This window comes from Amycolatopsis thermophila, assembly GCF_030814215.1.
Classification (GTDB): Bacteria; Actinomycetota; Actinomycetes; order Mycobacteriales; family Pseudonocardiaceae; genus Amycolatopsis_E; species Amycolatopsis_E thermophila.
Genome location: NZ_JAUSUT010000001.1, coordinates 140,733 through 165,401 on the forward strand (window position 1 = coordinate 140,733; position 24,669 = coordinate 165,401).

Sequence of the window (24,669 nt, forward strand, 5' to 3'; positions counted from 1 at the left end):
TCACCGATCCGGCGGCCGGGTCGTGGTGATGCCCAGGTCGAACTCCTTGCGGACGTAGCCGGCGTACAGGTCGCGCGGGCGGTCGGCCGCCGGGATCCGCCGCAGCTCCTCCTCGGTGTAGTCGTCCAGGTCGGCCTTGGTCACCTCGGCCCGGACGTGGAAGTACCGCAGCTGCCCGTGGTCCAGCTGGGTGCGCATCTCCCGCGCCACCCGCGCCTCGTGCCCGCCGCGGCTCTCCATCGCGTCGAGGATGTTCCGCACGTACTCCGGGTGCCCCTGCTCGTACCCGCCGTTGGCGTTGAGACCGGCGCTCGGGCCCTTCGCCTCGACGATCACGTAGTGGCCGTCGCCGTCGCGGTAGACGGCGTCGAAGTGGTGGGCGCCGCGGTCCGGGATGCCGACCCGCCGCAGGTCGCCCTTGCCCGCCGCGCGGTACTCCTTGCGCAGGTCGCGCACCGCGTGCTCGGCGGCGATGTCGCCGAGCTTGTTGTTCCAGTGGTTGCTCTGCACGTCGTTGAACCCGGACTTGTCGAACTCGTCCAGTGGCGTGGTGAACCGGCTGTCCGGCCGGTGGTTGCCCTTGACGGCCTCGACAGCCTCGGTCAGGTACTCCTGGATGCCCGGGCGGCCGGCGGCAAGGAGGTCCGCGTCAGCCCGGCGGGCCGGCGGCAGGCTGTCCCGGCGCCCGACCGTGCGGCTGCCCTCGATCGTGGCCGAGCGCACCGGCCCCTCGGCGGTGTCGTGCACGGCGAACGTGCCGTCCGGGCGGCGGCGCAGCACCGGCACCTCCACCCCGCGGTACCGCGCGCCGCTGTCCCGGCGCGGGTACACCCCGTCGGTGCCCATCTGCCGCCAGTACCGCTTGAGGAACTCGGCCGCCTTCGCGTCACCGCCGTTGACGATGGTGAGGATCTCGCGGTGGACCTGCGCTTCGCTGGGGACGCGCGGGTCCGCGCCGCGCACGTTCTCGTCGAAGCGGTTGACGACCGCCCGGTCCTCCGCGTGGCGGCGGGTGCGGGGGGCGACCGGGTTGAGACCGGGATCGCCGTCGGCGGGCACCGGCGGCGCGGGCGGCACCGGCGCCTCCCCGGGCAGCGGCGGGACGCCGACCACCAGCGGGTCGTCGAGGGACAGCAGCTGCGCGAACACCGGGATGGTCGGCTTCGTCGCCAGTCCCGGAATGTCGATCCGGATCTCGCCGTCCACCCGGACCGGCGTGGCCGGGACGAAGACACCGTGCCGGACCGACGGCATCGTCGCCAGCACGGGCATCCGCGCGTCGGCGACCGCGGGCAGCAGGTTCTCCAGCGCGGCGGTGGTGGCGACCACCGGCAGCCCGGACACCACACGCAGGAGCCGCGCGACGTGGTCGGCGTCGCCGAAGTACCCGGCCTTCATCTGACCCTGGTGGATCAGGGCCTGCTCCACCGCGAGCATCCACCGCGGTGCGGCGACCTCCGCCGGCAGCAGGAACTCGTTCGGCACCGCCACCTCGCGAACGCCGTCGCGCAGGTGCAGCCGCACCAGGTGGTCGCCGGAGCCGGGCAGCTCGGTGACGAGCTGGTCGCGGATGATGTCCGGCCGCGCGGCGGCCAGCGCGCGCAGCACCTGGTAGGTCACGCCCGTCCGCAGGCCGTGCGAGTCGAGCAGGTGCGGGTCGAGGGTCTCCATGAACGGCCGGTCGTCGCGGCGCCACTGTCCCCCGTCGGCGTCCGACGTGTACAGGAGCGGGCGATGGGCGAGCGGGTAGGGATTGGCCGGGTGGCGCGGGTTCTCCCGTGACAACACCGAGTCGGCCAGGTCGCCGAACGCCCGGTGCACGAGCACCATCCCGCGCTTGTCCGCACTGTAGAAGAAGTCGTGGTCGGCCAGCAGGTCGACCACCTCGGGGGTGTCGCGGTTGGCGAGCATGAACGCGGTTCGCGCCGTCTCCCGGTCCTCGGCGAAGCGCGCCGCGGGGTCGGCTGCCGTGCTCGGCGTGATCTCGGGGACCCGGCCGGACGCGGCCACCGGCTGGAACCGTCCGACGTCGGCGGTGCCGTGCACCGGGTGCAGGCGCATCCCGTGCTTGCGCACGAGTCCGGCGAGCACCGGAGCCTGCCGGGCGAATTCACGCAGCGCGTCCGGGGAGAAGGGGAGCGGCTCGCCGTCGGCGCGGGGGTCGAGCGTGCCGATCCGCGCGTACCGGGCCGCGCCCGGCGCCAGGTCGTCCGGCACCAGCGCACCGAACCCCCGGTCCCACTCCGCCGCCAGCGCCCGCTCGACGGCCTGCTCCGCGGGCAGATCCGGTCGCGCGTCCACGGCCCGGGCCCGGAAGGTGTCGAAGCCGCGCCGCAGCAGCGCGAGATCACCGTAGAGGTGCTCGTACCACGCGGCGAACTGACGCCGGGCTCGCGGATCGACGAGGTCGGCGTACGCGGGGGCCAGGTCACCGAACAGGGTGGGGTCGGGCTCCTCCACGACCAGGCGGGTCCCTTGGCGGACCCATTGCTCCAGCTCGTAGTCGGCGGCGGCGGGAACGTACTCCGCCGTCGGCGGGAGCTGACTGACCAGGCTGTCCACGGTGTGCTCCAGCACGACCGGTTTCCCGTCTCCGTCGATGACCAGCACGTCCGTGCCGAACGTCGTCGGGTAGTCCGGGCGCAGGGTCATCCGCTCGTGCGGGATCAGCCGGTCGGTCCGCACGCGGGGCTCGATGCCCAGGTTCGCGAGCTCGGCGGCGACGGCGAGGCGCACGATCCGCTCCTTGGCGTTGCCGGCCACCTCGGCGACCGAGATCGGCTTCAGCGGCGGCCGCTCACCGCTGATCACCTGGTCGGTCAGCCAGTACACCGTGCCCTCGTGGTTGATCACCACGACCGCGGCGTGCGGTCCTCGCGGATCGGAGGTCAGGCGGTGGAGCATCAGCGCCATCGCGCCGGGCCTGTCCCGGACGGCGCGCTCGACGACGGTCTGGTCGTCGACAACCGGATGACGGATCGTGCGGAAGCGGGCGGCGGTGATCTGCTCGACGCGGCCCGCCGCGCCCGCCTCGGCGCCGAACGGCTCGCCGTCGCGGATCCCGCGGAACGCCGGCATCGCCGGGAGTTTGGGCACCCCGTCGTGGTAGATCGACCGCGCGGCCAGGAACACCTCGAACGACTCGACGCCGGGCCGCCACAGCTGGTTCGCCCACTTCTTCGGGTTGAGCCGCGCGGTGAACCTCCCGTCCTCGCCGCGCATGATCTTCCGCAGCGGGGCGAGATCGCGGTCGATCGGCGGCCGGAGCCCGTCCGGCTCGTCGTAGGGCGCCCCGACCTCGCCGCTGGTGTCGGTCGCGCCGTGCGTGGAGTTGAGCATCGCCACCAGGTCGGGCCGGCTCTCGCCGAGGTGGCCCAGTTGTTCGGGGGTGAGCTTCTCGTCGTCGATCACCTTCAGGACGTGGTGGATCCACTCCAGGTCCGACATCCGGCTCGCGGGATGGCGCATCGGCAGCTCCGCGGCGGCCGAGGGCACCAGGTCCCGCAGTTCGGTGCGCCAGTTCCGCGCCAGCAGCTCGCCGAACGGGACGCCCCGCCACCGGGCGACGCTCTCCAGGTGCCGCACCGCTTCGGCGAACGTGTCCGGGTCGGCGATCGTCTCGGCCAGCGCCCGCAACTCGAGCCGCGCCGCCCGGTCGTTGACGAGCGAGTGGTACCGGGACGCGACCTCCGGCGGGAAGTGCGCCACCTCCTCGTTCGCCTGCTCCGCGGCCACGATGCTCTCGGCGCGCCGTCCCCAGGCGTCCTTCTCGCCGGCGGGCAGTGCGTCGAGGTACACCGTGGTCGGCGGCCGGCTGTTGATCTCGGACAGCGGCAGCCCCGGGATCGGCACCGCGGGCGCCGCCAGCTTGTCGCGGTTGTGGACGATGACGTCGATCGCCTCCACCCCGTCGGCGCTGGTGTACAGCGGCGTGTCACCGGACACCCCGCGCGCCGGATCGAGGTAGAGCGGCCGGCCGCGGTCCTGCACCGCGACCGCCGTGACGTAGGGCGCGTGGCCGCCGCGGTGCACCACGACGTAGGCGAACGCGTGTCCAGTCGTGGTGGCCGCGAGGAAGTGCTCGAGAAGCCGGTAGCCCTCATCCACTCCGGGCAGGCGCTGGAACCGCCCGCCGCGGTCGGCGATGCGGCCCAGCCCGTCGAGCTCGGCGCCGACCGGGCGGGTGATGTCGCCGTCGAGGAAGCCGTCGAAGGTGCGCCGGGCCGCGGGGTCGGCGCCCAGACCGATCCAGTAGTCGTGGAGCACCATCGCGGCGTCCGCGTCGGCGAGCCGACCGGCCGGGTCCCCCGGCCACGGGGCGAGCAGCGGCACCGCGCGGGCCAGTTCGTGCCGGGCGGGCTCGAACGGGTGCGAGATCGGCGACTGCCGTACGACGGCCAGTTGCGCACCGGGCGCGGGCAACAGGCCGCCGCGCTCGCCGAGCACGCGGGTGACGCGGGCAGGCGGGAACAAGTGCTCGCCCGTGGTGTACGCCGGGGCGACCTCCCCGGAGACGACGTTGGCGGCCCGCCAGTCGTCCTCGGGCAGGCTGCGCTGGAGTTCCGGCGGCAGCTCGCGCAGCTGCGCGCGGGCGGCGACGTCGAGGAGGTCGTCCCGCTCGGACAGCATCGCCCGGGTCAGCGGTCGCAGGTGCGCTTTCGCGACGGCATCGAAGTCGCGGCCTTCCGGCAGCGCGATCGCGACGTCCTGCGCCGCCTCGAACAACTCGTCGGTGCGGGCGGAGTACCCGTGCTCGACGATGGCGTCGGCCTGCTGGAGCGCCAGGACGTCGAGCGCCAGCAGGCGGCCTGCGGTGCCGGCGTCGACGACCGTCGCCGGGTCCGGGCCGCGCAGCCGACCGCGCCGGAGCCGCTGCAGCCGGGTCTCGGTGTTCCGCTCGTGCCGGATCCGGCCGAGCTGCTCGGCCAGCGCGCGGGCGGCCCGGTCGGCCGGTGTGCCCGCGTCGACGTGGAGCCGGACGACCGGCTGGGTCGACTCGTGGGCCACTTCGCGGAAGGCGGGCATCAGCCGGAGGCCGCGTCGGGTGGCCGCGTCGGTGTAGTCCACGGCGACCGGGGCACCGTCGAACGTGACCTGGGTGCCGGCGACGGTCAGCTCCGGCATGACCCGCCGCAGCGTCTCGAACGCGAAGAACAGTTCCTGCCGGTCGGTCAGGAACCGCTGCTCAGCACTGTCCCCACGGCCGGCGCCGGCTGCGCCGTCCGTTCCAGCAGCAGGACCGTCCAGCCCTCCCGCCTGGCCAGCGGCGACGGGAACTCCACCGAGAGCACCGCCCAGGCGGCCGAAGTTCCCGAGTCGGTCAACGTCGTCCCCGGTGCGATCGGCTCGCCCTGCTCGCGGCCCATCACCCGGATCCCCGGGAACGCCGCCAGGTCGTCCACCTTCGTCACCTGGAACTGCGTCATGAGCATGTCCTTCCCCGTGGAACAAGAACGGTTCGACCTCGCCGGCCGGAGCGGGCAGTTGGTCCGGCTCGACCACGGCCGGCCGCGAACGGCGACCGTACAGGCGGTCGACCGCGGCGTCGCCGTGGGCCTCGGCGTTGCGCTCCAGCAGTGGCACGAGGTTGGCGGTTGGCCGGATGCCCAGGCGCAGCTGACCGACGTGCGCCAGCTCATGCCCGAGCACGCGGGCCAGCGTTTCGGCGGACGCGAACGCACCTGGGGCCAGCCAGATCTCGTTCTCGGTGACCGTCGGCGTCAGGCCCACGGCACCTTCCTCCCGCATCAGGGCGAGGATCTCGGGGTCGTCGACGACCCGGATCCGGATGTCGGTGACGTCCAGCCCCGCCTGGATGGCCACCCGGCGCGCGGTGTCGGCCGACGGCTCGAGCGGGCCCGTGGGCAGGTTCGACGGATCACCGGACCCCTGGTCCGGACGGTGACCGGTGTGCTCCTCGAGCGCCTCGCGGACGTCCCGCGCCTTGAAGACGCGTCCGCTGCCCCACAGCTCGTGCGCGTGGTTGAGCTTGTTCGTCAGGTCGGCGACCAGCGCCGTACGGTGTTCCTCGGTCAGCGACCGGTCGGCGAACGCCTCCGCCACCCGCATGGTGTCGACCACGGCCGACTTGATCCACGCGTGGTCGGTGTAGCGCTGGAGGTCCTCTTCCCACCCCTCGATCGCGGACGGATTGGTCCGGCTCATCTCCTCGACCCACCGCTGGACGAGGTATTCCCGCTCACTGTCGGAATAGCGCATGTGGTACAGGTGGCTGGCCAGGTCGGCGACCGGGTCGCCGTAGAGCGCCAGCTCCCAGTCCAGGAACGAAGTGCTGTGTTCGCGGACCATGAGGTTGCCCCGGTGCAGGTCCATGTGCACCAGGCCGAACGGGCGGCGGGTGAGCTCCGGCCAGCCGGTCCGCACCACCTCCAGCGGATCGTCCGGGACCCCGAACGCCCGCAGCAGGTCGTCGCGCTCCTCACGGACGCGCTCGTGCACGGCCTCGGTGAGGTCCGACTGCCGACGCGCGAACCCGGCGGTGTCACCGGACTCCGCCCAGCCGGGTGGCAGCGGCGGCAGGTCGTCCGCGCCGATCGTGGAGGCCCGGGCGAACAGCCGCGCGATGTCGTCGAGGACCCGGGCCGGAACGGGCTCGCCCTCGGCCAGTGGCCGGCCCGCCACGAAGGTCTGCACCTGGTTGCCCCCGAGCGACTGCCACATGAACGAGACGTTGGCGAGCTTCGGGGCCAGCGGGACCTCGACCGGGCGGAGCCGCGCGAGCAGGTCCGCCTCGTGCCAGATCCGCATGTCCACATAGGACGCTCCCTCGATCGGGATGCGGACGTTGACCCGGCCGAAGCCGGTTTCCACGGGCACGTTGCGGTTGTAGTGGCCCTCGGCTCCGGGCTGGTTGCGGGCCAGCGCGATCACCGTCTCGCCCCACAGCTCGCGCAGCTCCTCGTGCTCGGGATCGCGGTGGGCCGGGTGCACGCCCTGCTCGCGCATCTGCGCTTCCAGGTACGCCAGCAGTTCCGCGGCCTCGGCGCGGGCCAGCGCCGGGGCCTCGTTGTCGCGCACGTGCCGGTTGAGATCGGCCCAGGTCCAGTTGTCCGGCAGCTGATCGGCGCGGACACCGTGGTGCACGAACACCTCGGTGGCCGATTTCGCGTCCCCGTCGAGGACCTCCCGCAGGATCTCGATCGTCTTGGGCGCGTACCACTCCGCCGCCTCGGCGAACTCGAGCAGGTCGAGCATCTGCCGGCGGCTGTACTCGGCGCTCTTGCGGGCGAAGTACTGGGCCAGCTGGTCGCGGTCCTCCGACATCACCGCGCCGTCGTAGGCGTACCGCCACCGGAACTGCTCGCTCTTGAGGAAGTCGCCGCGGCGGAACCAGCTCAACGACATCACGGTGACCGCGGCCGACTCCGCGCCCGATGCCCCCTGCTGCGCGATGCGGGCGGCGCTCGGATGCGGCGCGAGCACCTCCGTCGTGGTCCGGCTCAGGAAGCTGCCGACGTTGCCCGGGCCGAGCTCCTCCAGCAGCAGGTTCAGCGCCCCGGGCACCCCTGTCGGCCCGTGGTGGTAGACCTGCACGATCCGGGCGATCCGGTCCAGCGCCTCCTCGGCGTTCTCGCCCACGACGAGGAAGTGCGAGTCGATCGCGTTGGCCAGCACCCGGGTCGGCTCGCCGGGGATCCCGGTCACGAAGCGGAAGATCAGCTGCTGCCGGTGCGCACCGCGGAGTTTGGCCCACAGTTCCTTCGGCCCGGGCTTGCCGACCTTGTCGATGTGCAGGACGAGTTCGCCGTTGCCGTAGCGCAGCACCTTCGCCAGGTGCTTGACGCGCCGGACCATCTCACCGCTTTCCCGGAGGCGGTCCATCTCCTCGAACAGCGTCCCGGGGCGCGGTAGTTCCGTGCCGCGCCGGCCGAGGATCTCACGGGCCTTCTCGCCCAGCGCCGGGTCGTCGGCGTACCCGGTCAGGAGGTTTCGCAGGTCGCGGTCGGCGTTGTGGATGTCGGTGGCCAGTGCCAGGGCCCAGTCGTCCATCGCCCGCGCGGTCGCGGCCCGGTTGCTCAGCTCCTTCTGCAGCCGCGCCGCCACCCGTTCGATGCCGTTGCGCGCGGTCACCATCCGCATGGCCCCGTCGAGCGTCCGCTGGCTCGCCTCGGTCGCGGACTGGCCCGCCGCGGCGGCGTTGCCCTGCTGCACGCTGACCGCGGCGTTCACGGCACCGCTGCCGACGGCCTTGCCGAACGCGGCGATCGCCAGCTGGCGGATCTCCCGGCGGTGCATGAACTGCTCACGCTCGATGACGTCGTCGACGTGCCGGTGCATCCACGTCCGGAGGTCGTCTTCGGACAGCCGGGTGCCCTCCGCGGTCCACTGACCCGGCAGCAGGGTGACGAACTCGCGGACGTCGGTGTTGCCGCGCTTGTACACGGCGAGGTGCGTCGTCATCGGCGAGATCGCACCGGGAAGCCCGTCGCTGACGCCGACCTTGATGCGGAGCTCGCCCGGCACCTTCGGCGTCCGCAGCCGTGGCTCGGCCTTGACGAGCACCGTCAGGCCGTTGCCCACGCCGATAGCCCTGGCGATCTCCTCGACGGTGAACTCCTCGCCGTCGTCCTTGCGCCGGGCGACTGGCTTCGCCGCGGCCGCGGTCTCGTCGGCCTTCCGCTTCGCTGCGAGCACCTTCTCCCGGGCCGCCCGCAGTGCCGTCTCCGCCTCGCCGGCGGCAGCGGTGAGAGCCGCGACCTCCGCCTCGGGGGCACCGTCCTTGCGGGCCTGCCTCACTTCCGCGGCCGCCTTCCCGGCCTTCGCCTTGGCCACCGTCAGCGCCTTCCCGGCCGCCTCGTGCTCCGCCTTGGCCACGTCCGCGGCGATCTCTTCGGCACTGAGCAACCGGGCCGACTTGATGCCGGGACGGGTCACCGCCCGCGCGACCATCTCGTCGGCGGCGGCGCGCACCAGCATCGTGGCCGGGCCGGCCGGCACGACGGCGGGGGCCGGCGTGGTGGGCAGGTGTCGCCCGATCTCCGCGGCGACGCCGCCACTCACCCCGGCCGCGGCGCCCATCATCCGCAGCGACAGGTCGGCCATGCCGATCCGGGCGGTCGCGCCGATCAGGGCCTGGAAGCCCTGGCGCTCGCGGACGGCGTCCTCCCACAGTTTCCGGGCCAGAGCCGTGTACTTGAAGTTGAGGTACCGCGACGACATGAACCCGAAGCGTGACCCCGCGCTGCCCGCCACGAGCGGCGCGATCAGTTCGAGACTGCCGGCGCTCATGTTGAAGAACGTGGTGACCGCGATCTCCAGCGGGAGGGTCGTGAAGTTCTCCTTGGCCAGCGACCGCAGCGTGGGCTGGATCCACAACTGCGTGCCCTTGGTGACGACGTCGACCAGCTGTTCCGAGATCGCCGCGCGGATCGCGTCCGGCCCACCGTGGAAGGCGTTCGGCGCGACGCCGATCCAGTACCGCTGTTCGCTGTCGGGCACGCTGCCGCCCTTGAGGACCTGGTACGACCGGGGCAGGTTGCCGGTGACCAGGGACACCTTGAGCGTCTCGCCGGTCGGCAGCTTGAGGGTGAGCGTGCCGGCGTCCCGCACGGCCTGCGCACCGGCGTCGTGGACGGCGATGCCTTCGTCCGACCACGACACCGAGGTCAGTTCCTTGAACGTCTTGCGCAGCCCCGCGTTGTGGATGAGGTGTTCCGGGAACGCCTTCGCGGCCAGCTGTCCGGCCAGTTCGGCACCGATCCGCCGCATGTGCTGCTGCAGCTCGTTCGCCTCGTCGCCGGACAGGTGCACGAGCGGTTCGGGAGCCGGCGCGTCCGGCACCTCGGTGTGCGTCAGCTCGGCCAGGGGCCGCAGGACCTGGCTGGTGTCGTGCGCGCCCTGGGTGAGCGATTCGGCGGTCGGCCCGATGCCGCCGCGCATGAGGAACGCCCGCAGGCGGCGCATCTCGTTGGCCGCCTCGGACTGCTTGGCTACGGAGGTGTAATAGGCGGCCGGCGCGACCATGCCGGTCCAGCCGTAGTAGACCCCGCGGGCGATGAGGTACGTGCTGCTCATGCCCAGGCCGGCCCCCATCGACGCGAGGGTGCCGAGGGTGACGCCGGCGGCGCTGCCGGCCTGCACCAGCAGCGTGGTGCGGGCCTCCACGCCGAGCGTGGGCAGCTGTGAGCGGTACCCGGCGACCTGCTCGACGAGCAGCTGCTCCAGTTCCGCCCGCACTGGTGCGCGTTCGGCATCCGGGCGCACGGCCACGACCAGCTGCCCGCCGTCGACCCACTCCACCGGCACCAGGGCCGGCATCGGCAGCGCCACGCCCTCGGTGGGGTCGGAACCGTGCCCGGCGACGAACGCGTCCAGGTCCGCCTGGGTCCCGATCCGGACGCCGTGGTGCTCCTGGATCCACTGGGCTTTGGCGCGCAGGCGGAACTCGGCCGCGAGCGGGTGCTCACCCGACTCGATCTGCGCCAGCGACGGCCCCACCTTCGCCTGCAGTGTGAAGCCGGACCGGAACACCCGGCCGCCCAGCGCCATGTCGGTCCCGGAGTTCCAGGTGATCTTGACGACGTTGTGGAACGACGGTTCGGCGGCGGCGACCGCGTCCGGCGGTTCCTGCTCCTCGACCGGCGTGTACAGCGCCTCGATCGCGAACTCCGTGGACTGCCGGGCCTTGATGGTGTAGAGGCGGTCGTTCAGCACGCCCTTGCGGGTCCGGTCGCCGAACCCGCCCTTGTTGAGCTCGTCGAGCAGGTAGGCGAGTCCGCGCGCCGGGTGCTCGTCGGGCTTGCGCAGCTCACCGAGCAGCCGGAGGCTGCCCGGGTCGCGCACCCGGCCGCGGAAGTTCTCGTGCGTCAGGATGGCGTCTTCGAGCAGCCGCGCCCGCTGGTGACTGCGGGCGATGGCCTCGTTCAGGCCCAGCCCGTGGCCGGTGCCGTCAGCGTCCCCGTTGAGCAGCTGCCGCAGTGCGTCCTCGATCGCGGCCAGCTCGGCGGCCGCCTGCCGCACGGCGGGTTCGGACGAGTCGGGCAGGTGCGCGAAGTCGCTCGCCCGCCATCCCCGGTGTCCTGCGTCGTGCAGCGTGGCGACGACGCGTTCGCGGTCGGTGAGCAGGCCCACCACCTGCTCGACGTTCGCCAGGTCGCGCTGGGTCAGGTCGGACAGCGTGAGGCTGTCGCCGCGCAGCGGGTTGGCCCGGAACAGGCGCGCGCCGTCGGTGGCCGGGTCGATGCCCTCGGCCGGCGCCGCGAGCCGCTGGAAGCGCGTGTGGACCTGGTCCAGGGAGGCGGCTTCGCGGGTCAGCTCCGCCAGGGCCACCGACAGCGGCCGGCGCAGTTCCTCCGCGCGGGCCACGGCGCGCAGGAGGTCGCGGCGGGTGCTCTCGACGTACTGCTCGGCGGTGGCCGACGTGGCCGGCTCGCCACCGACGTCCGGCAGGTCCGGTGTGGTGCCGTTCGCCCGCGCCGCGGCTTCGGCGGCGCGAGCCTGCTCCGCCGTCTCGGTCCACAGCGCGAGCCGGGTGAGCTGGAAGTTGGCCTCCGCCAGCTGGGCCTGGTGGTCCTCGGCTCGCGCCCACAGCAGGTCCAGCGTCCCGGCGAGGCGCCGGTAGCGGTGCGTCAGCGCCGCCTCGAGCTCGCTCTCCCCCGTCTCGTGCCGTCCGGCCAGGTCGGTCGCCTGCTCGGCCAGCAGCACGACACGACCGCGGATCGCGTGCAGCATCCCGGTGAGCGGTTCGGCCAGTTCCTCGGCCCGCTCGGCGGCGGCCGGGTCGTCCGGGCTGCCGTCGATCTCGGCCAGCGCGGCCCAGCCGCGCTGGTAGGCGTCGGCCAGCTTGGCCAGGTCACCGACCTCGGCGCGCAACCGCCGGTCGGCGGTGAAGTCGCGCTCCGTTGCCGGGCCGGCCGCCTCGGGCGTGTGCTGCCGGGTCTCCAGCGCGGCCAGTTCGGCGGCGATGTCGAGCTGCGCGAACCCTTCGGTGACCGCCGCGCCCGGGATCTGCCCGGTGAGCCACGCCGCGAAGGCCGGGCCGTGACTGTGCAGCGCGGCGGCGAGCCGTTCGGCGGCGCCGGCCGGGACATCGGCGGTCGGGGTGCCGCCGTGGAAGAACCGGTCCAGCAGGTGCTGAGCGGTATCCCGGAGCCGGACCCGCTCGGCCTGCGGCAGCCGCGCGATCTCTGCGCGCGCCGCGCGGGCGAAGTCGGTGTCCGAACCGGGCAGCAGCGCCGACGCCGGCACCCCGTCCGGCAGGCTGTGGAACGCGTCTCCGATCACACCCGGCTCGGCCTCGGCGAACTGGCGCCGCTGCGGCCCGGTCACCAGGTGGTCGCCGAGCACGAGGAGCGCGGCCACTTCGCGCAGCCGTCGCAGGTCCACAGTGGACAGATCCGCCGGGATTCCAGCGCGGTCCAGCCACGCGGCGAACGCGTCCCCCTCGGCGGGGCCGAACCCGAACCACGGCGCGGCGTCGGACAGCGACCGCGGAGCCGGCGTGTGCGGGGGCAGCGTCATCGCGGCCTGCAGGCCCCGTGCCGGATCGCCGGCCCAGCGTTCGGCGAGCCCGTCGAGGTAGTCGGCGCCGTGGGTCAGCGCCACCTGCAGCGCCTCGGGCAGGAGGTCACCGAAGCGCCGGTGCAGCTCCGTCAGATCGGTCTCGTGGCTGAGCAGGCCGTAGACGTTCTCCCCTGCGGTCACCGCCGCGTGCAACGTGTCCGCCGGGATCGCCCCGCTGGGCCGGGCTCCGGTGGGCGGGGTCTGGGCGCCCTGCCAGGCCGGGTCCAGGTAGTTGATGGTGACCGGGTCCTCGCCGCTGCGCCGGGTGCGGGGCGCGACCGGGTTGCCGTCGTTCGCCGGCGGCGGCACCGGTCGTTCCGCGAGCGCCGCGCGGGTGCGGCTGGTGAGGTGGTCGGCCTGCACCTGGGCGAAGCTCAGGCCGGACGGCAGGTCCGCCTCGATCCGCCCGGCGAACGTCTGCATCTCGGCCAGGGCGCGGATCGGCGCGTCCCCGGCCGCCCGCTGCCGCGCCATCGCCTCGAGGATCATCAGGCGGCCGGCGAGATCCCCGGTCAGGACCGGGTCGCGGTGGCGGAGCAGGCCGCGGAAGAGGCGGCGGCCCTCCCGCTCCTGCCGCAGCTCGTGCAGCGTCCGGCCGAGGTGGTAGGCGATCTCCCGGGTGGCCTGGACCGGGCTGAGGCCGGCGGCCAGCTGCACCTCGATCCGGTGGTCACCGTCCTCGGTGACCACCTCCGACCGCGCGACGATGGGTTCGCCGGTCTCCTCCGGCGTGTTCAGCACCTCGCTCGAGCTGAGGAAGATCGTCACCGGGGTGTCGCCGGCGCGGAACCGGACCACGCTGCCGAGGACCTTCAGCGCCGCCACGCCGGGCAGCGCATCGCCGAGCAGCCGCACCGCGTCCACGACGTCGCCGGTGCCGGCGTCGTCACGGGCGGGTGGCTCCGGCGCCTCGTTCTGATCCGGTTCCGGATGGTCAACGGTGTGGCCGGTGTCGCCGGTGCGGTCGCTCCCGGCCGGCCCCGGTGGCGGGGTGGGCGGCTCGTCCGGCGTCGACGTCGGCGCGGGGGGTGGCTCGGTGTTCTTGACGCCGTGGATGGTGAGGGCACCGGCGGACCGCTGCGCCCGGGCGTCCACACCGGACTCCCCGAGCGCGGCGACGAGCGGAGCCTGGTCGGCTGCCGCGCCGGTGACGATCTCCACCGTGGAGCCCAGCGGCAGCGCGGATCCCAGGCGGCGCATCAGGTCCGGCGTGAGCTGGTCGGCGGGCAGGTGTTCCAGCCGCAGCCGCGCGGGCCGCCGGTTCGCGGGTGCCTCCGGGATGGCCGCCGCGTGGCGGTCGTGCTCGGCCCGCGCGTGGTCGAGCATGATCCGCGAGCGGGCGTCGCCGGCACCGGCGAGCCGGGCGGCCGCGCCGGCGTAGACGCGGGCGAAGGCGGCCGGGTCGTACGGGCCCTTGACGATGTCGACGACGACCATGCCCGGCGAGACGGCTTGGACGCGGATGTCGGTGGCGCCCAGCGCGAGCGCCTCCGCCGCCACGCCGGCCACCCGCCCGTCGTCGCCGCTGGTCAGCAGCAACCGGCCACCCTCGGGCAGGGCGTCGAAGACGTCCGCCAGCGCGGCGGCCGGGGAACCGGCGAACCCGTCCCGCGGCACCCCGTCGAACTGGACGGAGGTGAACCCGCCACGCCGCAGGACCCCGGCCGCGACGTCGGCGGCGGTGTCGGCGGAGGTGCCGGGCTCGAGGTCGATCGCGACATCCCCGGGCACGTGCCCGTCGGCCGCCCGGCCGCGGCCGATCACCAACCGCGGCCCCGCCGGCAGGTCGGGGTACACCGGGCGCCCGCGTTTGGCCCAGCCGACGATCCGGCCACCGTCCACCCCGGACTCGGCGCCGATCCCGGTGAAGTAGCGCTCGATCGTGTCGCGCACGGTGTCCGCGGCCAGGTCCGGCCCGACCTCGACGACGAGCCGGCCGTCGTGGCGCAGTTTCCGCCACGCCGCGGCGACGACCTCGGCCACCCCGCCGCTGCGCGGATCCGGCCGCACGCCGCGCAGGACGATCTCCGGAACGAGTTCTCCGGGACGAGCGCGCACCGCCTCGGGCGTGGCGTCGTCGACCACCAAGTGCCCGGCGGGCGCGGGACGAGGCTCGGCCACCGCGGGGGCCGCGGTGACGGTCAACGCCCGGTACGCGGTCCAGGCGCCGAGGCCGCGCAACACGTCCCGGCCGGGCCAGGGATCGGTGGCGCCGAGGACCATCCCCGGCGCGCCGAGGTCGTGGACCTCGCGGGCGGTGGGATACCCGGGGGTGCCGAACTCGTGTTCGGCGGCGCGCAGCAGGAGCGCGTCCGCCTCGTGGAGCGTGCGCCGGGTACGGGCCACGTCCAGGGTGCCGCCCTCGACCGGGAACGGCTGGCCGCGCCGCACCGCGGTCGCCATCGCGTCGCGCATGTCCCGCAGGCGGACCATGGCGCGGGCGGAGTCGTGGCGGCCGACCTCGCTCGGGTGCCAGTCGTAGCCGGCCTCCCCCACCAGCGGGACGCCGCGCTGCCCGGAGACCTGCTGGCTGACGTGCGACAACCCCGCCTCGCGGTAGATCGCCTCAAGGTGCCGGGCCACCCGCGCGGCCGCCGACGAACGCGGCGGCTCGTCGGGCGAACGCGGGTAGCGGTGCTCGGCCCAGAGCCCGCCGTCCGCCTCCCGGTGCAGCCGCACTTCCAGGGTCCCGGCGTGCGGCTGCCCGGGTTCGAGGTCGAAGGTCGCCACGACCGTGTCGCGTCCGCCGGCGCTGACCGGCCGGACATCGACCAGGCGGGCCGTGCCACTGATGCGGTGGCCCGGCGGGAACCAGCCGCGCACCGACCGGGTGAGGTCGTCGGCCCACACACCCCGGTGCGGGAAGTACCCGGCGATGCCGTCCGGCCGGTCGCCCGCGCCGGCCGCGGTGACCGGCGCCGACGCAGCCGGCGCGTGCGGCTCTTCCCGCTTGTAGCCGGTGAGGACGGCCTCGTCCGATCCGGTCACCTCGGTCACCTCGACCCCGGCGGCGTCGAGCACGGCACGGATCTGCGCGGTCGGTGCGGCGACCGAGGTGGTGATGCGGAGGGTGGACCCGGCGGGCAGCGCCTCGGCCAGCTGGGTGAGCACGTCCCCGGTCAGGTCGGCGTGCCGCCAGTTGTCGAGGGTCAGGGTGACCGGTTCCGCCACCGTGGCCGTGCCGGTCGTCTCCGCCATCGTCCGCGCGTGGGCCAGTGCGGCGCGCAGCCGCGGCGACGCGCCTTCGGTGTCCGCGCCGGCGGTTTCGAGACGGCGCACGGCCTCGCGGTAGACGCGCCCGATGCCGGTGGCCGCACCGGCGCCACGGTAGGCGGTGATCGCGACCCCGGCATCGGAGTCCGCGGTGATGGTGGTGGCGCCGGACGCGACCAGCGCGTGCACCACGTCCGGCAGGTGCCGGGCGGCCCGGATGCTGCTGGTGATCGCCAGGGTGCCGCCCGGCCGCAGCGCTGTCATGCCGTTCGCGACGGCCGCGATCGCGGGGCCGGTGAACGCGGCGGGCGGCAGGTCGTCGAAGCGGACCTGCCCGGCGTCGGCGCCGGGCACGGCCGCGGCGATGTCGTCGCCCGCGACCAGCACCGGCCCCGCGGCGGGCGCGATCAGCCGGGGGTGGCCGTGCGGCATCGAGGCGACCACGCGCCGCCCCGCGTCCGGGCTCGCGAGGTACTCGGTGTGGGCGAACCACTTTCCGAGCGCGGCGACCACCTGCCGTACGCGCTCGGGGGTCGCGTCGGCCGGCAGGCGGACCGTCAGCCGGCCGTCGGCGGTGAGCAGGTTCCACGCCTCCCCGGCCAGCCGCCCGAACCCGCCGTTGCTGTCGTGCCGCGGCAGCTCGCCCAGGGTGATCTCGTGGTAGGTGGTGTCCCGGCCTTGCAGGAGCAGGTCGGCGCCGGAGGCGAGGGTGAGTTCCCGCCGCGGCTCCGGGTGCCAGGACGGCTCCCGTTCGGGCACCGTGAGGTCGTCGCGCAGGCCGACCGCCCTGGGCGCGCTCAGCGCCGCCCGGCCGGGGGCGCCGATCTCGGCGATCTCCCGCGGCGACGGGTATTCCGGGCTGCCGAACTCGTGGGCCTCCGCCCGGCGCAGGATGTCTTCGACGGCCGTGATCTGGCGGTCGAAGGTCGCGCGGAGGTCGTCGGCGTCCGTCGCGCCGTAGCGGCGCACGGTCTGCTCGACCTGGCCGCGGGCGCCCCGCGCCAGCTGCCGCTCCAAGTGGTCCCGGCCCTCGCGCAGGCGGTCGAGTTCACCGGACAGGTGGGTCAGCACGTCCCGCGCCGAGTGCCGGCCGAACTGGTCTGGCGTCCACATGTGACCGGCCAGCGCGCCCGCGACCGCCGCCGCACCGGCCACGGCGGCGTCCACAGAGGACACTCCCCACTCGCGGTAGCGGGCGCGCAGGAACTCGTCGAGCGCGATCGCGACCGGCGAATCCGCTGAGGAGTGCCGCGCGCGCAGGGTGTCGCCGTCCCAGAAGAACGTCCGGTGGGCGGGGAACGCGTCGTCGGCGGAGCCGAAGCGCAGGTGGACCGCGTTCTCCTCGGTGCGCACGTCCGCCAGCGACACCTCGCCCGCCACCGGGCTGTTCCGGATCAGCTCGGCGAACCCGCGCCCGGCGTCCTGACCGGACACCGGGTGGCCCGGGCGGGGCACCAGCTCCGCGATCCCCACCGGCGCCGGCGCCACCGGCTGGGCGAGGCGGGGCAGCAGGTCCAGCGCCTTGCGCATCGCCGTGCCCAGCAGCAATCCGCGGTGCCGCTCGTCCGCCGGCATCCACGGCAGCTTCACCTCGGGCGTCCCGTCCTCGCCCGGCGGATACAGGCGGGGCCGCGGAGCGTCGCCGTCGACGCTCACGCGGAGGTGGAAGGTGTTCTCCCCGGCGGCCACCAGCCACACCCCGTCCCCGAGCGCCACACCGCGGTTCGCGCGCATCCACGCCTCGAGCGTCTCGGCGAAGCCGGCCGCGGGCTCCGCGGCCCGCGCCGTGCCGTTCCACGGCCGGCCCACGACGTGGTGCGGACGCTCGCGGAACGGGACGACCTCAGCGTCGCCGAACGCGTTCCCGTCGCCCGGCGCGAGGGTCTCGCCCGGCGCGGTGTGGATGGCCGACGCTTCCCCGGCGAGGTCACCGGGGCCACGGCCGGTGCGCGGGGCGGGCACCGGCGCGCTGTCGCGATCGAGCCGGCCGGTGCCGAACGGATCGTCGCCGCGGTGCACGGTCCGGCCCGGCCGGGTGGACGGCGGCGCCGGGTCGTGGCGCGAAGCCGGGCCGCGCGGGGGCCGCCGGGTGTGCTCGGCCAGCTTCGCCGCGTCGTCCTCGCGCAGGTTCTCGGCGACCTTGCTGGCGAGTTCCGCCCGCTGGACCGGGGTGGCCGGGTCCGGGTGGTGCGCCAGCCGGCCGACCGCGTCCAGGCCCCGCCGGACCCGGCCCCAGCCCAGCTGGGTGCCGTCACCGAACCCGGTCGCGGTGATCTCCGGCCGCTGCGCCCGCTGCGGTGCGCTGCCCTCGTAGCGGGTGTGGATGGGCGCCTGGAACCGCTCGATCGCCCGGAACCGCGCCCAGGCGCCGCGCGCCAGGTAGATCGCGGGGCCGGCGAGCGCGAACACCCCGGTGGCGGCCAGGGCCACGGGGTTGCTGGTGACCATCGACGTGCCGATCGCGGTCAGCGCACCCTGGGCGAAGAACATCGCGCCCGGCCCGATCTTGGCACCGGCCCGGCCTTCCTTGCGCTCGATCTGGAACCCGATCTGCGACAGCTTCGCGGTGGCGGCGGTCAGGGTCGTGCCGACGACCGCGTTGAGCCAGTGCCCCTCGTGGATGTACTGCACGGTGAGACCGGCGTTGGCGATCGTCAGCAACGGGAAGGCCAGGATGTTCTGCAGCCTGCGCATCCCCGGCCGGGAGAGCGGGTCGTACGCCGCCCAGATCCCGGGAATCGCGGTGATCCCGAACGCGACCGACGAGGGCAGGTAGGCCGCCGACACCCACGCGGCCAGCCCGGCCCCGTGCACCCACCCGTGCAGCTGGTTCAGCGCGTTGACGATCCAGGTTCCGGCGGTCAGCACGTGTGAGAGCCGCCCGAACACCCCCGCGGCCGGGTTCATCCGGTTGATCGAGTCCGACGTGCCGCCGATGACGCGGTTGACGTAGTCCTTCAGCCGCGAGAACAGCATGTTCGCGTGCACCCGGCGGCTCGCCGCGGTCACCCCGTCCGGAAGTTTGAAGTGGACGGTGGCGATGTAGTCGATGAGCATCTGCTTGACGTGCCGCTCGAAGTCGGCGACGACCCGTGCGACGATGGGCGCGAAGGCGTCGCGGAACTTCTTCCCGCCCGGCGCGATCTCGCTGACCATCAGCTTCCTGGTCATCTTCATCAGCCGGTGCGCGGACTCCACGTCGACCCGCTCACGCTCCATCATGGACTCGACGGTCACCCGGATGCTCTGCGCGTGCGCGGTCTTCAGGTTCGACAGCACCGAGCGCACGACGAACGCGGTGCCGGCGGCGATCCCGAGCGCGGCCGCGGGCACGGCACCGGCCACGACCGCGGCCGTGCCGGCGGCGGTACCGGCCGCCACGGTGGTCCACCCGATCACCCCGCGCTTGCGGAAGTGGCTGTGCAGCTCCTCCTGGACCTTCTCGGTCTCGAGCCGCTGCTGCTCGGTCTCGGTGACGTCCGTGAGAACCTTGCCGACGAGCTCCTGCCGCTCCTCGTGGCTCAACCCCTCGGCAGCCGTCATCGCGTAGTGCGCGGCGATCAGCGCCTCCACCGGCGCTTTCAGGCCGAGTTTGTCCTCCTCCACCGGCTCGAGGCGGTTCCCGTTGCGGATCCGTTCGAACCGCTCGGACACGGCCGTGCGGATCCGCGACTTCATGTCGCGCACGACCTGTTTGGCGCTTTCGGTGTGGCGGAACTCGCCGTAGGCGATCTGGTAGGCGTGGTGCAGCGACTGGATCTGCGGGTTCTCCCGCCAGTTCCCGTCCCGGGTGCCGGCCGGGCCCAGCGCCTGCCCCTCGCGCGGGCGGAAACCGGCGTCCCACAGTTCCTGCGCGCGGGCGTGGAACGCCTCCCGCACCTCCTTCGGCGCGTGGGCCATCAGGTCGAGCCAGGCGTCCCGGTGCTCGGAGAAGTACTCGTCGACGAACCGCTGGCTGCGCTCGTCCGGGGTCTCGGCCGACCGCAGCTCCGAGCCGTCGCCCATGGCGACACCGGGCCCGACCGCCTGGTCCGGATGGGGCACGAACCCCTTCTCGATCAGTTCCTTCGCCTTGCCGTGGAAGCCGGCCAGCACGTGCGGTGGCATGCCGGACAGGACCTCGAGCCAGGCGGTGTGGTGGCGGGAGAAGTACTCGTCGACGAACCGTTGGCTCGCGTCCCGCTCCGCCTCGCTCATCACCCGGACGTAGTTGCCGCCGCGGATCTTCGCGACGATCGCCTCGCCATCCGGGTAACGCTCCATGATGGCCCGGTAGACCGGCTCCATCTCGGTGGAGTGCCGGTCGAGCTGGGTGCTGGGCATCATGCTGATGCCGTCCGAGCCGAAGATCAACCGGTCCTGGTACTTGACGGCGAACTCGATGAACCGTTCGAACACGGCCGCGTCGTCGCGCATGTACTGGCCCAGCGGCGTCCAGGAGAAGTCGTAGTTCAGGCCCGGGACCAGCTGCATCATGCGATCGAGCCTGTCCAGGTGGTCGGCGGTCAAGGTGGTCCAGTTGCCGACGCCCAGGTGCGCCCAGATGATCCGGTTGTCGCGGAACTCCGGGTGGTGCTTCATCAGCGCCATCATCGGCATCAGGCCGCGCTCGTCCGGGTCGCCGGCGCGGAACAGCCCGTTCAGGTCGACGGTGGCGAAGCCGTTGTCCTTGTGCAGCAGGAAGGTCTGCCCGGTCATCCGGTTGCCGCGCAGTTTCGACAGCAGGTGCGGGTTGAACATCTCCGGCACCTCGGCCGGCAGGCTCGCCGCCATCTCCGGGTGGCCCGCCGACCGCAGCAGGTAGCGCAGCGTCTCACCGTTGTGGACCAGCTTTTCGAGGTAGTCGGCCTTGTCCATCGGTGAGCTCAGCGAGTCCGGGTCGCCGAGCAGCGCCCTGGCCTCTTCGGCCGCGGTGCCGGTCAGCCGTCCCTGTGCGAGGTCGGTCTTGACCTGCACCGCGGCGGCTACGCTCAGCTTGAGCTGGTTGATCCACTTCGGGTTGTAGGTGGTGTTCGCCTCGTCGCCGAGGAGTTGCTTGATGGCCTCCTTGTCGTCGGTCTGCTCCGCGCCGAGATAGGCGAACTCGGCCATCAGCATGGTCAGGTCGTAGCCCTCGGCGCCGGCGATGTCCCAGCGGGTGCCGACCAGCCCGACGTCGGCCCGCCACCGCACGTCCTCGGACAGCTCGCGGTACATCTTGAACATCAGCACGTCGGCGAGCTTGCCCTGCAGTTCCAGGATGTTCTTCTGGTCGACCAGGCCGGCCCGCAGCATCGGGATCAGGCCGTAGTAGACGGCACCGCTGGCGGCGGCGAGACCGAACGCTCGCTCGCGGATCGCCGAGTACAGGATCCGGCCCAGGTCGCCGCGCGCCGCGCGGTAGCGCAGCTGCCGCTCGGCGAGGCTCTGCTTCGGCTCGAGCTTCAGCCACGCGAGCAGCTGCTTGACCTGGGTCTTCGCCTCTTCGGCGTGCTCCCGTCCTTGCCCGAGGTACTGGTTGTCCAGCGCGTAGCTGAGCAGGTGGTGGTGCACGTCGCTGATGTCGCGGGTGGACAGCCGGTTGACGAACAGCGCGAGCGCGGTGTCCGGCGACACGCCCAGCTCCAGCAGCTGTTGCAGCGCGTCCGGCGAGTTCGGGTCGATCGCCTCGACCTTGGCGATGAGCCCGTCGACGTCGACGATCCCCTCGGCGGCGAGGACACGGCGCACCAGCTTGTCCATCAGGCCGTGCGCTTCCAGGTAGCGGTCGACGTAGGGCAGGCGGTAGCGGGACTCGGTCTCGGCACGGCCCGAGGCCACCACCCGTCGGGTGATCTCGCTGACCTCGCTGTCGGTCAGGCCGGTGCGGTGGGCGATCTCGACGAGCTTGACCCCGTCGTCGGCGGCGGCGTTGACCACCTCGCGCAGACTGTCCACATAGGTCCGGTGCGCCTCGTCGCGGGCCCGCTCCGCCGCCAGGTACGCCTCGATCGCCTCGTCCAGCTTCGCCTGCCGGGCACGGACCCGTGTGGCGGCCTGGCGCAGCAGCTCCGTCCGGTCGCCCTGGAACGGCAGGCGGGCCTCCGCGGTGCGGCTCGCGGTCACGTACCGCACCGGCAGGCCCAGCGCGTCCGCGACCGCCCGCACATCGGCGGCCGTCTCGCCCTGGGCGCGCAGCAGGGCGGGAGCCCAGCCGCGGCGTTCGTTCAGGGCCCGGCGCGCCTGCCGCAGCTCGGCGGCGGCCGTGCGGTACCGCTTCTCCACGGCCCGCCGGGCCGGTTCGTGCTCGCGGACCGCGCGGGCCAGGTCGCGGCGGGTGCCGACGAGGTCGCCGGCGGTGCGTCCGCGCACACCGAACTTGATCTTGTCCTGCTTGTCGCGGAAGTCGCGGGGCTTGAACTCCGGCCGCCTGCTCTCGTCGAGGACCTGGGCCAGCGCCGCCGACGTCGCGGACCGTGCGATCCGGTCCGGCAGGCCGTCGTCGATCGCGTCCTGGCGGATCCGCTCGATCTCCCGCGCGCCGTGGTCGCGCGCCTGGTTCCACCGGCGTTCCGCCTCGACCACCCGGTTGCCGGCGTTCTCCGCACGGACCAGCAGGCGGTCCCGGTGCTCTGCGACCAGCTGGAGGGTCTCGTCCGCGGTCCGGCCGATGATCTCCCGCGCGATCTTCGGCGGCGGTTCGATGACCTGCGCCCCGTCCAGCACCTTCCCCGGTTCGACGATGCGCGCCTCGATCTCGGGCCGGCTCAGGTCGTAAGCCGCCTCCAGCGCGTCCAGCACCCGGGTGTCGTTGACCGGCACCACGAGCAGCTCCGACAGCCGCTGCGCGACCCACGGCAGGTACGCCTCGTCGTCCTCGATCGCGTCCAGCGCCGTCAGGTACGCCTGCTGGGCGCGGCGCAGTTCCGCGAGCGAGTCCCGGACGCCGCCGGCGATCTCCTCGGCGGTCGTGCGCAGCGGGTGCGCCTGCGGGAACAGCGCGGTGTAGTCGGTCGGCTGGCCGCCGAGGTGGGCCACGGCCGGGTCGCTGGGGACGGGGACGACGGGCAGCAGGTCCGCCTGGCTGTCCGGGGCGATCGCGGTGCGGGGCGCCGGCGGGTCGCCGAGCCCGAGCGCGGCGTGCCGGTATCCGAGGACGCCGCGCAGCCCGTCGGCGACCATCCGGACCTGGCCGGCCTCCGTCGCGCCGGGTGGCACCTCGACCACGTAGGCGAGGTCGTCCCCGGCCGCGATGCGCAGCCGCGGCGCGTGGAGGCCCTGGACGGTGCGGAACTCGACGCGGAACGGCCGGCCGCCGGAGTCGGTGACGCGGACGGTCACCGCGCCGGCCTCGGGCCCGGGCGTGACGAGCCCGGCCCGCACCGAGTCGCCCAGCGCGGCGCGGGCGATGCCGCGCTCGGCAACGGCGACCGGGATCGCCTCGCCCGGGGCGTGCGAGAACCGGGTGGCGGCCGGGGGGTTGAGCTGGCTGCGGAACCGGGACAGGGTGATCTGCAGGACCGCGTCGGCCACCACGGTCGGCAACGCGTCGCCGAGCGCCGCGACCGGCAGGGGGATGTGGTAGGTGTTGCCGACCCGCAACCCGAAGGTGTCGTCGCGCGGCCGCACGCCGTCGCGCAGGTCCTGGAAGTACGGCCAGACCTCGGTGCTCTCCCGCACGACCACGGTGAACGGCCGCTGGTCGGCGTAGGTGACCACGAGGTGGACCTCGTCCGCGTCCACCCGGGTGGCGCTGACCCGCACCGGATGCCCGGCCATCCGCGCCACGACCGTCTCGGCGACTGTCCGCATCGGACCGTCGCTGCCGTCGCCCTGGCGGATCCACACCGGCGCCGGCGGTTCGACCGTGGGAACGGGGCGCGGGGTGATCGGCAGCGGCGCCGGCGGCTGGATCTCCTGCGGTCCCGGCTTGAGCGGCTCGGCGGTGGCCAGGCCCCATTCGGTGGCGAGGACGCGCAGCTCCCCGGCGATCATCCGGGTCCGCGTCGGGCCGTCCACCCCCGTCGGCACGGCGAACCGGTCGGCACCGGCGGCGCGTCCGCCCGGCTCGATGAACAGCCCGTCGGTGACGCTGATCCGGGCGCGGTGCTGGCGGCCGGAGCGGTCCAGCACCACGAGCTCTACGTGGTCCTCCTCGATGCGGGTGGCGACCTGGCCACCGTGGTCACGCAGCCCGGCTTCGGCGATCGCGGCGTCCACCTCGTCGCGCAGGGCCGCGAGGACCTCGGCTTCCGAGGGCGCTGCCGGGCTCCGGTCCGGGTTCTCGCCGGGGGCGGCCGGGTCGGGGACGGCCGGGGCGGGAGCGGCCGCGTCGGGAGCGGCCGGCAGGACCCCCCGCAGCGCGGTGACCAGGTCGGCGAGCCGGGCGCGCGGGTCGGCCTGCGACGGGACCACGACGCGGACCACGTCGTCGCCCGGCACCGCCGGGTGCACGTCCAGGTCGTCCCCGGCGCGGAACTCGATCCGGCGGGTGCCCGCGGTCACCGTCACGCCGTCCGGGTGTGCGGTGAGCGTGACGTCCGCCCGGTCCCGGACGCCCAGCTCCCGCAGGACGGCGTCCACCTCGTCGGCGCTGAGGAACGCGTCGACCGGCAGCTCGGCCCCGAAGCGCCGCTCGATCAGCCGGACCTGCTCGGCGATCGCGCCCGCCGGGGCGGACGGCTCCAGGAAGACGGTGGCGGTGCGCCCGCCGCGGTAGGTGAACTGCAGCGCGACCCGGCCCGGGCCGGTGAGCTGCGCGGTCACGTGCAGCGGGTGGCCGCCCGGCCCGCCGCGCACCGCGTTCGTCGCCTGCCGCAGCAGCCACAGGTCGTCCTCCCGGCCGAGGCTGGGCTCGACCACCGGGTCGCCCTGGCGCAGGGCCGTCGTGAAGCGGTCCACATGGTCCACAGTGGACGGGTACCGCCACCGCAGCACCTCGGTCAGCAGCTCCGGCGTCCAGGTGCGCACCTCGGC

Annotated in this window: 1 protein-coding gene (cut by a window edge); it reads right to left on the reverse strand. The window is 73.9% G+C overall.

Annotated elements, in window-relative coordinates; translation table 11 throughout:
• Nucleotides 1-24,669 carry the 3' portion of a hypothetical protein gene (locus FB470_RS00660; RefSeq protein ID WP_306987846.1) on the reverse strand. It continues 11,772 nt past the right edge of the window, so only the last 24,669 of its 36,441 coding nucleotides appear in the window; its start codon lies beyond the right edge, outside the window — the gene reads right to left on this strand; it ends in the stop codon at nt 1-3.